The organism is Caballeronia eucalypticola, from assembly GCF_047608185.1.
Lineage (GTDB): Bacteria > Pseudomonadota > Gammaproteobacteria > Burkholderiales > Burkholderiaceae > Caballeronia.
The window spans coordinates 44654-57266 of the sequence record NZ_JBLKRU010000006.1; the positions used below are offsets into that span (position 1 = coordinate 44654).

Annotated in this window: 9 protein-coding genes; 2 read left to right on the forward strand and 7 right to left on the reverse strand. The window is 60.6% G+C overall.

Going from position 1 to position 12613, the window contains the following annotated elements; translation table 11 throughout:
• Window positions 1-23: 23 nt before the first annotated feature.
• The gene (locus ACMX25_RS09380; protein ID WP_165086138.1) at window positions 24-419 is read left to right on the forward strand and encodes an acyl-CoA thioesterase; all 396 of its coding nucleotides are present in this window, start codon (window positions 24-26) and stop codon (window positions 417-419) included.
• Here the strand turns inward: ACMX25_RS09380 and ACMX25_RS09385 are convergent.
• Window positions 365-3568: a sensor domain-containing protein gene (locus ACMX25_RS09385; protein WP_414949452.1), complete on the reverse strand. Its 3204-nt coding sequence runs from the start codon at window positions 3566-3568 to the stop codon at window positions 365-367. The two genes, ACMX25_RS09380 and ACMX25_RS09385, sit on opposite strands and share 55 nt — an antisense overlap.
• 311 nt (window positions 3569-3879) lie before the next feature.
• Window positions 3880-4356 carry a nitrate reductase associated protein gene (locus ACMX25_RS09390; protein WP_414949454.1) on the reverse strand — a complete coding sequence of 159 codons (477 nt, stop codon included), beginning with the start codon at window positions 4354-4356 and terminating at the stop codon, window positions 3880-3882.
• 194 nt (window positions 4357-4550) lie between these two features.
• On the opposite strand from ACMX25_RS09390, the gene fdhD reads away from it, so the two are divergent.
• On the forward strand, window positions 4551-5399 hold the full coding sequence (fdhD, locus tag ACMX25_RS09395) for a formate dehydrogenase accessory sulfurtransferase FdhD (protein ID WP_414949455.1): 849 nt from the start codon (window positions 4551-4553) through the stop codon (window positions 5397-5399).
• 59 nt (window positions 5400-5458) lie between these two features.
• Here fdhD and ACMX25_RS09400 read toward each other — a convergent pair whose 3' ends face one another.
• From ACMX25_RS09400 to ACMX25_RS09420, 5 genes are all read right to left on the reverse strand, one after another.
• A complete protein-coding gene (locus tag ACMX25_RS09400; protein WP_414949456.1) occupies window positions 5459-6223 on the reverse strand; it encodes an enoyl-CoA hydratase in 765 nt (254 codons plus the stop codon).
• Window positions 6224-6311: 88 nt separating this feature from the next.
• Window positions 6312-7511: an acetyl-CoA C-acyltransferase gene (locus ACMX25_RS09405; RefSeq protein ID WP_414949457.1), complete on the reverse strand. Its 1200-nt coding sequence runs from the start codon at window positions 7509-7511 to the stop codon at window positions 6312-6314.
• A 24-nt stretch (window positions 7512-7535) separates the two neighbouring features.
• The gene (locus ACMX25_RS09410) at window positions 7536-9971 is read right to left on the reverse strand and encodes a 3-hydroxyacyl-CoA dehydrogenase/enoyl-CoA hydratase family protein (protein WP_414949459.1); all 2436 of its coding nucleotides are present in this window, start codon (window positions 9969-9971) and stop codon (window positions 7536-7538) included.
• Between the two features lie 76 nt (window positions 9972-10047).
• A complete protein-coding gene (locus ACMX25_RS09415) occupies window positions 10048-11835 on the reverse strand; it encodes an acyl-CoA dehydrogenase C-terminal domain-containing protein (protein ID WP_414949460.1) in 1788 nt (595 codons plus the stop codon).
• Window positions 11836-11922: 87 nt separating this feature from the next.
• The gene (locus ACMX25_RS09420; RefSeq protein WP_158937231.1) at window positions 11923-12522 is read right to left on the reverse strand and encodes a TetR/AcrR family transcriptional regulator; all 600 of its coding nucleotides are present in this window, start codon (window positions 12520-12522) and stop codon (window positions 11923-11925) included.
• Between the last annotated feature and the right edge of the window lie 91 nt (window positions 12523-12613).

The following is a 12613-nucleotide window of genomic DNA, read 5'->3' on the forward strand; positions in this document are numbered from 1 at the left end:
CACTCTTTCATGGAAATCCGCTCGTGACCCAATCCCTGCAACTCCCCAACAAACCGGTCGCGCTGCGCGTAGTGCCGCAACCGTCCGATGCCAACGTCCACGGCGATGTCTTCGGCGGCTGGATCATGGCGCAGGTGGACATCGCCGGATCGATCCCTGCCAGCCGGCGCGCGAATGGCCGCGTGGCGACCATTTCGGTGAATTCGTTCGTGTTCAAACAACCGGTGTTCGTCGGCGATTTGCTGAGCTTTTATACGGATATTGTGAAGACGGGCAATACGTCGGTGACGGTATCGGTCGAGGTCTATGCACAGCGCATGAGCCTGACCGAAGACGTGGTGAAGGTGACGGAAGCCACGCTGACCTACGTGGCCACCGACAGCGACCGCCGTCCGCGCGCACTGCCCGCGCTCGACTGACCGGCTGGACTCTCGCGCACATCGAGTTGCAGGGTGGTCCGGCTGTTCAGCAGCATCGCGGGAATGTCGCTCGCCGGCAGCGGCTGCGAGAAGAAAAATCCCTGCATCTCGTCGCAATCGCGGGCAACGAGAAAGTCCAGTTGCGCCGCCGTCTCCACGCCCTCCGCGATCACCCGCAACTCAAGCGAGTGAGCAAGCGCGATGATCGCTGAAGTAATCGTTTCATTGCCGCCCGGCGAGCCGATATCCGCAACAAACGAGCGATCGATCTTCAACCGGTCCACCGGGAAGCGCTTCAGGTAGCTGAGGCTTGAATACCCGGTCCCGAAATCGTCGATGGCAATGCTGATGCCAAGCGCCGCCAGCTCCGACAGCGTGGTCACGGTGTCTTCCCCGTTGTGCATGATCGCGCTCTCGGTGAGCTCGATTTCCAGGTAATGCGGCGCAAGCCCCGTTTCCGCCAGCACGGATGTCACGAGAACGCGGATATCGCGTTGCTGGAATTGCCGCGCCGACAGATTCACCGACATCCGCGCCGGCGGCAATCCTTCATCCTGCCACGCCTTGTTTTGCCGGCACGCCTCGCGCAGCACCCACTCCGACAACGGCCCAATCAGCCCGCATTCTTCGGCCACCGGAATAAATGCGCCCGGCGAGACCAGCCCAAACTCCGGGTCCATCCAGCGCACGAGCGCTTCCATGCCGACAATCTCGCCGGTGCTCAGATCGACTTGCGGCTGGTAGTGCAGCAGGAATTCGCCGTCGCGCAACGCCCGGCGCAAACGCCGCTCGACGTCCATCCGCGCCCCCACGCTGGCATTCATTTCGGGCTGATAGAACTGATACGTGTTGCGCCCCATGTCCTTCGCTCGATACATCGCGATATCGGCTTTCTTGAGCACGGTTTCAGCGTCATCGCCATCTTGCGGGAACAGGCTCGCTCCCATGCTGCAGCCGACATACATCTCCGTGCCATCGAGCCATACGGGGTCCGAAATGGCGGTCCGCACGCGCTCCATCCAGGCGATCAGCGCGCTTTCGCAGGCCATGTCGGGAAGCACGATCACGAACTCGTCGCCGCCGTGGCGCGCGACCGTATCGCCGGTGCGCCCGCAACGCGCCAGCCGCTCGGCGACCACCGCGAGCAAGCGGTCACCTACGCTGTGGCCAAGGCTATCGTTGACGTTCTTGAAACCATCGAGATCGACGAAAACTACGGCCAGCGAGGTCCCCTCCTGACGCGCCCGGTCAATCGCGTCTTGTAGCCGGTTACGCAGCAGATTGCGGTTGGGCAGCCGCGTCAGCGGGTCGTAGTTAGCCTGATATTCGAGCTGCTCCTGATAACGGACCACTTCGGTGACATCGTTAATTACGCCGACGTGATGCGTCGTGCGGCCCTGCGCATCCGGCACGGGCGCGATGAACAGCTGATTCCAGAACAGCACGCCATCCTTACGATAATTGCGCAGGACCGCGCTCGCTTCCCGGTTCGCGGCCAGACCCGTGCGGATTGCTTCAAGGCCTTCCTGGTCGAGATCGTCGCGCTGGAGGAACCGGCAATCGCGGCCCACAATGTCCGCCGGGTCGTAACCCGTAATGCGTTTGAACGCCGGATTCGCATATTCGATCACGTTGCCCGTGGCGCTCGTGCCAGTAATGAGCACGGCGTTCACGCAGGCATCGAGCGCACGGCTTTGCAGGCGCAGCGCCAGTTCAGCGCGCTTGCGCTCGGTCGTGTCATCGTACGAACCCAGCACGCCGATAATCCGCCCCGCCCCGTCGAGCAGCGGCATCTTGCTGGTGATCGACGCGCGCACTTCGCTGTCGCGCTCGACGTCGCATTCCAGGTTCATCAGCGGCTCGCCCGTCGCGATAACCCGGCAGTCATCCTCACGAAGTTGCGCGGCCGAGCGCCACCAGGGCAGATCGGCGTCGGTCATGCCAACGACCTGTTCTTTGCTGGTGAGATCGGCATCGCGGGCAAACGCGGAATTGCAGCCCAGATAACGCGAGTCCCGATCCTTCCAGAAGATCCGCTGCGGAATATTGTCGATAAGCGATTCCAGCATCTGCTTCGAACGCCGTGCCTCGGTCTCGGCATTGATACGGTCGGTGACATCGTTGGCGAGCATGAAAATGCCCGGATGCCCCGAATAGGTCAGCCCGTGTGACGAGATGTCAGCGCTCACCTGCGTACCGTCGCGACGCTTGTGCCGCCAGACACTCGCCGGCCGTTGTGCGCCCGTCTGTCGCGGCTGATTGCCGACGGGCATGCCTGCGTGGCGTGCGAGAACGGTGGCGAACCGGTCGAAGTCGTCGTCGGCGTGCAGGTCGCGCACGCTCATCGACATGAATTCGAGTTCGTTGTAGCCGTAATGCGCGAGCGCGGCCGGATTCACCGCCACGAAGCGATACGTCGCGGCTTCGACAATCCACATGGGCACCGGATGCGCGTCGAACAGATCGCGGAAACGTTCGTTGCTGCGTTGCATCGCCCGGGCAATCCGCAGCTTGTCGCGCGCCGATTTCTCGTGGCGCGCGAAGGTGTAGATCAGCGCGGCGCCGCCGGCGAGCATGGTCAGGATCAGCAGGATCACCGCGCGGCTGGACGCCAGCGCGGATTCATTGAGCGCCACCGCGAGCGAATCGGCTTCCCTTGCACGCAGGACCGTCAGTTCGACATCGAGTGATTGCTGGTCTTCGGTGAGACGGCGGACCGCTTGCTCGGCCCAGCCGCGGGACCCGCCGGGTTGGTCTATGGCGGCGCGTTCGAACGCCGATTGAGCGTCGCGTTTCGCGATGCGCGCGCTTTCGCCGAGCAGGTAGAACGCGCCTTTCATGTCGGGTTCGTAATCGATCTGGGCCCGCAGACCGCTTTCCAACGCGTTGATATGCTCTGTACGCGTCTCGCGCACATCGACTGGTGTGAGTACCCCGCTTGCCTCGTACCAGCTTATTTCCGGGAGGATTTCACCCAGGGCGCTGCGATACGCGTCCAGGTCGCGCATCAGGTTGAGCGAGCGCCCCGTGCGCGCGTCCGCATCGCTTTGGCGATCGATTTGCTGGTAGGCGACGAACGCGTTCGCCCCCATGGCGATCAGTACGACGGCCAGGTTCACCAACAAGCGGCGGGAAAAGAATGAGTTCATGTGGGTTCGATCGCCGTCCGGGCGGCGGGGCCGGGAAGACGGGGGCACGTCTTCGCATCGATTTCCGTGTATCGATGGCTAATTATCGGCAGGCGTTCGGGGGAATTTAGGGTGGACGCTTAAAAGACGCGGTTTTGAGGGGTTTCGCGTGCGTGGCGCAAGCGAAAGACGTGGCGCGTTTGACAAGTTTGTCAGGTTTGGGGCGCAGCGCAAGCCTCGACCGGACCCGCTCGCCGGGGATCCGGTTCACGCACGCGGAACGCATCCGGTCGGTTTTCACCACAGGCAGCCCCACATGCTCAACGAAGCTTTTAGTCGGCGAGACCGAACTCCCGCATCGCCGGAACGAAGTCGTGGTTGACATCGGCCTTACGCGATAACTTCGCCAGCGCGTAACGCTGGAACCGCGATAGCTCCGACCACCGGCCAAGACTCGGCGAGTTGATCCCGCACAAACTGCTTTGGCGAATCACGGTTTCAGGCACGACGTCGGTATGCGCCCAGATTGGATCGCTATCGGGTTCGAAGGTCTCCGGCTTCGCGTCGGCGTGCGTTCGCAGCATCTCGGCAAGCGCCTGGTCGAAATTGGGTTCGATCGCAGCGTCGTCTTCAACCGGAAAGCGCGCGAGCAGTTCCCGGTCGCTGTACGGCAGTCGTCTCCACTGATCGAGCGAAATGATCCGGCCGAAGCGGTCCAGGTTAAAGCGCACGACGAGCGGAATAAAGCTCAGATTCTCAGTCGACTCCAGTTCGAATCCGAACAGGCGCGGAGCGTCGTAAAGTGCCATGAGGTGCCTCGTTGGCGTGATTGGACAGGGAAAGCGGGTGAGGCCGCGGTAGGTTATCGTAGGGCCTTGAACGGCTTTATAGTGTGTCTGCTGCCCCATAGAGGAGCAAGCGGTGTGCCCGAATTTATCTCGACAATACTCATGAGTAGCGGCTAAAACGCGACATCGAAAGCAATCAGCAAGTGAGCCATGCAATGAATGACACAGACATCGACGATCAACCGGGCTACGTACAGCGCCCCGTGCGGCGGCACCGGCTGGGCGAAACACGCGACGCCGCCGATGACGTCGGCCAGGAATGGCCCGTCGCGCTCGTGTACAACGGCATTTCGCACGCGGTCATGATGTGCACGCCGCGCGACCTGGAAGCGTTCGCGGTGGGCTTTTCGCTGACCGAAGGCATTGTGGAGCGCGGCAGTGACATTCACGACATCGAGGTATTTTTCCACGATACCCCTGCCAGCGACACCTTGCCACACGCTGAAGTGCATCTGCAGGTGGTGCAGCAGGCATTTGTCGCGCTGAAGCAAAAACGCCGGGCATTGGCCGGACGAACGGGCTGCGGCGTGTGCGGGATCGAGAGTATCGACTTGCTCGATCTGCAGCCTGAACGCGTGCCCGATACCGGCTTTTTGAAGCGTCTTGCGAGCGACGCCATTGCTCACGCCGCGCGTGAATTGCCGGCGCACCAGCAGTTATCGAAGCTGACGGGGGCATTGCACGCAGCCGCCTGGTGCGATGAAAGCGGCGCGGTCAAATACGCATTCGAAGACGTGGGCCGCCACAACGCGCTCGACAAATTGATCGGGCATCTGGTGCTGCAACGCGTGGACACTACGCAAGGTTTCGTATTCCTTTCGAGCCGGGCAAGCTACGAACTCGTGCGCAAATCGGCACGGGTCGGTGTGCCGATGCTCGTCACCATTTCCGCGCCTACGTCGCTGGCAATTTCCATCGCGGAAAAGGCGGGGTTGCGGCTGGTGAGTTTTGCGCGGGAAAACGGCTTTGTGGACTACGGCTGCGTGGACGGCGCCACGCGTTAAGCGTGGCCCTTGGCACTTCTTGCCACTTGAGCCCTCGGTTTATCCGAGAGCCCAAGCTTTTAATTGAACCGGCTGAAATCCGGCTTGCGCTTCTCAAAGAAAGCCGTGAACGCCTCCTTCGCTTCGGGCGCGGTCAGCATGTGGGCGAAGTGCTCCGCCTCTGCCGCCATCTGCGCGCTGATTTCTCCAGCCTGACCGCCCTTCATCAACGCTTTGGTCGCCTTCAACGATGCCGGCGGCAACGCCGCGAGTTTCTTCGCCTGTTTCATAGCAAACGCGTCCACTTCTTCCGCCGATAAAACCCGGTTCACGATCCCCATATTTGCGGCCTCAGCGGCATCGAAAGATTCGCCCAGCAGAAGTTTCTCCGCCGCGCGCTGATAACCCGCAATGCGCGGCAAGAGCAAACTCGACGCCGCTTCGGGACACAACCCAAGCTGCACGAACGGCAGCGCGAACTTGGCCGTCGACGCTGCGTAGACCAGGTCGCAATGCAGCAGCATCGTCGTACCGATACCCACCGCCCCGCCGCTTACCGCTGCCACCACCGGCTTCTGCGCGGTGCTGATGCGGCGCAAGAACTGGAACACCGGCGCGTCCTGCTTCGCGGGCGGCGCCTTCATGAAGTCCTCGATGTCGTTGCCCGCGCTGAACGTATCGCCGACTGCGCGAATCAGCACGACGCGCACGGCGGGGTCGTTTTCGGCATCGAAGAAAGCGTCGGCCATTGTTTGGTACATCGCGGCGGTTAACGCGTTCTTCCGGGCCGGACGGTTGATGGTGATGCTCAACACGCCATCGACGTGTTCGGTGATGATGTCCATTCCTGTCTCCTGAACGAATCCTGAATGAAGAAACGGTCCGCGAACCGGGTGGTGCGCGAACCGTCGTTTTGCATTGGCTAATACGTGATTACATCCGTTCGATAATGCCCGCCGCGCCCATGCCCGTTCCCACGCACATGGTCACCATGCCGTACTTCAGGTTGCGCCGGCGCAAGCCGTGCACGACCGTGGCGGCACGAATGGCGCCGGTCGCGCCAAGCGGATGGCCCAATGCGATCGCGCCGCCAAGCGGATTGATTTTCGACGGATCGAGTCCAAGGTCCTGAATCACAGCCAAGGATTGCGCAGCGAATGCTTCGTTGAGTTCGATCCAGTCGATATCGTCCTGCGTCAATCCCGCCGCTTTCAACGCTGCAGGAATGGCTTCCTTCGGCCCGATACCCATGATTTCCGGCGGCACGCCACGCACCGCAAAACTCACGAAACGCGCGAGCGGCGTCAGGTTGAATTGCTTCAGGATCTTCTCGCTGACCACGATCAACGCACCCGCGCCGTCGGAAGTCTGCGAGCTGTTGCCGGCCGTGACCGAACCTTTTGCCGCGAAGACGGGACGCAATTTGGCGAGCCCTTCCATTGTCGTGTCCTGACGCGGGCCTTCGTCGTTCCTGATCTCGCGCGAATTCACGCGAATCTCACCTGAGGCAAGATCCGGGAAACGTTCGTTCAGCGTGAAGGCGGCGATTTCATCGTTGAACTCGCCGGTGCGTTGCGCTTCCAATGCGCGTCGATGCGATTCCACCGAGAACGCATCCTGCGCTTCGCGGCTGATCTTCCAGCGCTCGGCCACGCGTTCGGCGGTCAAGCCCATGCCGTAAGCAATGCCGACGTTCTCGTCGCGATCGAAGATATGCGGCGACAGCGACGGCTTGTTGCCCATCATGGGCACCATGCTCATCGACTCGCATCCGCCTGCGATCATCACGTCCGATTCACCGACGCGAATGCGGTCAGCGGCCATCGCCAATGCGGTCACGCCCGATGCGCAGAAGCGGTTCACGGTCACGCCGCCAACCGAGTTCGGCAGGCCTGCGAGCAACGCGCCGATACGCGCCACGTTCAGGCCTTGCTCGCCTTCGGGAATCGCGCAACCGATGATTGCGTCTTCGATCAGCTTCGTATCCAGCCCGGGCACTTGCGCGACGGCTGAACGGATCGCGTGGACGAGCAGTTCGTCCGGCCGCGTGTTCTTGAACATGCCGCGCGGCGCCTTGCCGATAGGCGTCCGGCTCGCGGCGACAATATATGCGTCCTGCACTTGTTTGCTCATTTGCAGCTCCAAAAGGTGCGCGCGTTAGTTACGAACCGGCTTACCGGTTTGCAACATGCCCATGATCCGTTCTTGCGTCTTTGCGGTGCCGAGCAACTCGACAAACGCACGACGCTCGAGCGCCAGCAGCCATTCTTCGTCGACGAGACTGCCTGCTTCCACATCGCCGCCGCACACCGCTTCCGCGATACGGCTAGCGATCAGGAAATCGTGGTCGCTGATAAAACGGCCATCGCGCATGTTCACGAGCGACGCCTTGATGGTCGAAATTGCCGAGCGTCCTGCAACGGGGATTTGCACGGCACGCAACGGCGCGCGATAACCTGCAGCGCTCAAAGCGCGCGCTTCCTTCTTGGCGATATCGAGCAATTCGTGCACGTTGAAAACGATCGTGTCGGAGGGTTTGAGATACCCCATCGCGCGAGCTTCCAGCGCCGATGCCGACACCTTCGCCATCGCGGCGTTTTCAAACGATTTCTGCACGAATTTCAGAAGATCGCTGGTTGCATTCACGGCGCTGGCCGCGGTCGCTGCGCGCAACGCCGCTTCCTTCAAACCACCGCCAGCGGGCACCAGACCCACACCGACTTCCACCAGCCCCAAATAGCTTTCGATGTGCGCAACCCGCTTCGCCGAATGCAGCGCGAGTTCGCAACCGCCGCCGAGCGCGATGCCCGACACCGCCGCCACCACCGGCACGCTCGCGTACTTCACGCGCAACATGCCCTGCTGGAAATTCTTCACAAACGGTTCGATACCCTTCGCGCCGCCCATCATGAACGCGGGCATCGCTTCTTCAAGGTTCGCACCGGCCGAGAACGCGCCGCCCGGATTACCGAGTTTCAACGCGGACGTTTGCCAAATGACGACGCCGTTGTACTTGGCTTCAGCGAGTTCGATCGCCTTCGTCAAACCTTCGATCACCGACGGTCCAATCGTGTTCATCTTGCTCTTGAACGACACGATCACGACATCGTCTTCGCCCGCGCGGTCATCGACCCACGCACGCACGGCGTCGGTTTCGAACAGCGTCTTGCCGTAGGTCTTCGGATCGACACCTGTTTCACCGATCAACGGTGCGCGGAATACCTGCTTCTTATAAACGTCGAGCGATGAACGCGGGACGTACCTGGAAGCTGTAGCCGACCACGATCCTTCAGCCGTATGCACGCCGCCCTTCTCGGCCACAGGACCGTCGAACACCCACGATGGCAACGGCGCTTTCGACAACGCCTTACCCGCATCGATATCTTCCTGCACCCACTTCGCCACTTGCGTCCAGCCAGCCGCTTGCCAGCCTTCGAACGGACCTTCGTTCCAGCCAAAACCCCAGCGGATCGCGAGGTCGATATCGCGCGCGTTGTCTGCAACGGACTCAAGATGTACGCCGATGTAATGAAACACATCGCGGAAAATGGACCACAGGAATTGAGCCTGCGGATGTTCCGATTCGCGCAGCAACTTCAGGCGTTCAGCCGGTGGACGCTTCAGGATACGGCCGACGAGTTCATCCGCCTTGCCGCCGCCATCGACGTAGGTTCCCGTCTTCGGGTCCAGCACCTTGATCGCCTTGCCTTCTTTCTTGTAGAACCCAGCGCCCGATTTTTGCCCCAGCGCGCCGTTCTTCACCAGACCGGCGAGCACAGCCGGCGTTTCATACAACGCGAAGAAGGGATCGTCCGGCAGGTTGTCCTGCATCGTCTTGATGACGTGCGCCATGGTGTCGAGACCGACCACATCCGCCGTGCGAAACGTCGCCGATTTCGCGCGGCCAAGACGTGCGCCCGTGAGGTCATCGACTTCATCGAAACGCAGTCCGAACTTCTCGGCTTCTGCAATCACCGCAAGAATCGAAAACACGCCCACGCGATTTGCGATGAAATTCGGCGTGTCCCTTGCCCGCACGACGCCCTTGCCCACCACGCTCGTCAAGAACGTTTCAAGTTGATCGAGAATCTGCGGCTGCGTGGTATCGGTCGGAATCAGTTCGACCAGATGCATGTAGCGCGGCGGATTAAAAAAGTGCACGCCGCAAAAACGCGCCTTGAGTTCATCGGAGAAACCCTTCGACAACTCCGTGATCGACAGCCCCGACGTATTGGTCGCGAAAATCGCTTTCTCGCCAATGTACGGCGAGACCTTCTTGTACAAGTCGTGCTTCCAGTCCATGCGCTCGGCGATCGCTTCGATCACGAGATCGCACTCTTTCAGCTTCTCGATGTCATCGTCGTAATTCGCGGGCTGGATGTATTGCGCGTCGTCCTTCACGCCGAACGGCGCGGGCGACAGCTTCTTCAGATTTTCGATCGCCTTCAACGCGATGCCGTTCTTCGGACCTTCTTTTGCCGGCAGGTCGAACAGCAGGACTGGCACCTGGGCGTTGATCAGGTGCGCAGCGATCTGCGCGCCCATCACGCCGGCGCCGAGTACGGCCACCTTGCGTATGTTCAGATTGCTCACGTGTGTCTCCGGGAGAGGGTTTCGATATGACGATGCGCCGCATCCTGTGAAAGATGCGGCGCAGTGCAAAAGAGGCCTAGAACAAGGCTTCGTCGTAGTCCATCAGCGTCTTCGATCCGGCGCGCGCGGCGCGAATCGTCGATGCCGTTTCAGGCAGCAACTTGGCGAAGTAGAAACGTGCAGTGGCGAGCTTCGCCTTGTAGAACGGATCGCCTTCGGCTTCCTTGTCCAGCGCGATGCGTGCCATGCGCGCCCAGAAATACGAGAACACCAGATGCCCGACGGTACGCAGATACGGCACGGAAGCGGCGCCGACTTCGTCCGGATTCTGCATCGCCTTCATGCCGATTTCCATGGTCAGCTTCTGGACCTTATCGCCGATATCCGCGAGCGGGTTGATGAACTCCTGCATCTCCGGCTTCACGCCTTCTTCCTCCACGAAGTCGGTCACGAGCTTGCCGAATTTCTTCAACTTCGCGCCCATGTCGCCGAGAATCTTGCGGCCGAGCAGATCCAGCGCCTGAATCGAATTCGTGCCTTCGTAGATCATGTTGATGCGAGCATCGCGCACGTATTGCTCCATGCCCCATTCGGCGATAAAGCCATGGCCGCCGTAGATCTGCATGCCCATGTTGGTGCCTTCGAACGCGTTGTCCGTCAGGAACGCCTTGATGACCGGCGTGAGCAGCGCGACGAGGTCGGCGGCGTCTTTGCGCGCGGCTTCATCGGCATGGGACAGTTCTTTATCGATGTTCAGCGCAGCCCAGTACGTGAAAGCGCGACCGGCTTCGGCATAGGCTTTCTGCGTGAGCAACATACGGCGAACATCCGGATGCACGATGATCGGATCAGCGGCTTTTTCCGGCGCTTTCGGACCGGTCAGCGAACGCATTTGAAGACGTTCCTTCGCGTACACGAGCGAGTTCTGATAGGCAATTTCCGTCAGCCCCAGGCCTTGCATGCCGACGCCCAGACGTGCGGCGTTCATCATCACGAACATGGCGTTCAAGCCCTTGTTCGCCTCGCCAACAAGCCAGCCTTTCGCGGAGTCCAGGTTGATGACGCACGTGGAATTGCCGTGAATGCCCATCTTGTGTTCGATGGAACCGCACTTCACGCCATTGCGTTCGCCGGGAGCGCCGGCGTCCGTCGGAATGAACTTCGGCACGATGAAAAGCGAGATGCCCTTCGTGCCAATGGGCGCACCCGGCAGACGAGCCAACACCAGATGCACGATGTTCTCAGCCAGGTCATGTTCGCCGCTGGAGATGAAAATCTTCGTGCCGCTGATGGCGTACGAACCATCGCTGTTCGGTTCGGCCTTCGTGCGCAGCAGCCCCAAGTCCGTGCCGCAATGCGGCTCGGTCAGGCACATGGTGCCGGTCCAGGTGCCGTCGACGAGTTTCGGCAAGTACGTCTTTTGCAACTCCGGCGCGCCGTGCGCGTGAACACATTCATACGCGCCGTGCGACAAGCCGGGGTACATCGTCCATGCTTGATTCGCCGAGTTCAGCATTTCGAACAGCGCGTTGTTCACGAACGCGGGCAAGCCCTGGCCGCCGTATTCCGGATCGCAACCCAGTGCCGGCCAGCCCGCTTCCACGTATTGCTTGTAGGCTTCCTTGAACCCTGCCGGCGTGCGCACGACACCATCGCCTTCGTACGTGCAGCCTTCACGGTCGCCAATCTGGTTCAGCGGAAAAAGCACCTCGGCGCAGAACTTGCCGGCCTCTTCGAGAACCTGATTGATGGTATCCGCGTCGAGGTCGGCATGCTTTGGCATGTTCTTGACCTCGGCTTCCACATTGAGCAATTCGTGCAAGACAAATTGCATGTCACGCAGCGGCGCTGTGTACTGTCCCATTTTTCTTCTCCAAGTGTCCAGGAAGCTTGGGCCTTGGTCGCCGCCGAATCTGCCGTAAAGCTTGCCCTCTGCTGATCCGCCTGACGCCTAATGACCGTTGCTTTGATATGAAACAATCGTTTTTTCCAGCGCGTCCCGCGTCAGTTGCACCGCCTCCGGCAAGTGCAGGAAACGCGCATCATGATGCAGGCCGAGCGTGAAGCTATAAAGTTCAAACAGCATCAGCGCCGGATCGGTGTCCGAGCGCAAATGCCCTTCATCTTTTGCCTGGTTGATCGCGCGCGTGAGCGCCGCTCGCCAGGTGGTCACGCTGTGCACCAGTTGCTCGCGGACCGCACTGTCGGCACGATCGTCGTACTCCACCGCGCCGCTGATGTAGATACAGCCCGTTGTCACTTCCTCGATGCGCTTTTCCATCCAGCGCGCCAGCATTGAACGCAAACGCGGCAACCCGCGTGCTTCGCGCAGGCTCGGATAGAACACTTCATCTTCAAAGCGACGGTGATATTCCTTCACCACTTCCACCTGAAGATCCTCGCGCGAGCCGAAATGCGCGAAGACGCCGCTCTTGCTCATTTGCATCCGTTCGGCCAGCAAGCCGATAGTCAAACCCTCAAGTCCGTCGCGGCTTGCCAGGTCCAGCGCAGCATCGAGGATCGCGACACGTGTCTGTTCGCCTTTTCGCATGATCTTTACCGTTTTCATTGAATCAAAATAAAATCGAACGGCCGTACTATTGTTATAGCTAGCCGCTCATGAAACAAGCTTTTTATTAGAA

Excerpts from the sequence above, each read along its gene's own strand:
- ACMX25_RS09385 (WP_414949452.1), bottom strand. The coding sequence starts at position 3,568 with ATGAACTCATTCTTTTCCCGCCGCTTGTTGGTGAACCTGGCCGTCGTA.
- ACMX25_RS09390 (WP_414949454.1), bottom strand. The coding sequence starts at position 4,356 with ATGGCACTTTACGACGCTCCGCGCCTGTTCGGATTCGAACTGGAGTCG.
- fdhD (WP_414949455.1), top strand. The coding sequence starts at position 4,551 with ATGAATGACACAGACATCGACGATCAACCGGGCTACGTACAGCGCCCC.
- ACMX25_RS09400 (WP_414949456.1), bottom strand. The coding sequence starts at position 6,223 with ATGGACATCATCACCGAACACGTCGATGGCGTGTTGAGCATCACCATC.
- ACMX25_RS09405 (WP_414949457.1), bottom strand. The coding sequence starts at position 7,511 with ATGAGCAAACAAGTGCAGGACGCATATATTGTCGCCGCGAGCCGGACG.
- ACMX25_RS09415 (WP_414949460.1), bottom strand. The coding sequence starts at position 11,835 with ATGGGACAGTACACAGCGCCGCTGCGTGACATGCAATTTGTCTTGCAC.
- ACMX25_RS09420 (WP_158937231.1), bottom strand. The coding sequence starts at position 12,522 with ATGCGAAAAGGCGAACAGACACGTGTCGCGATCCTCGATGCTGCGCTG.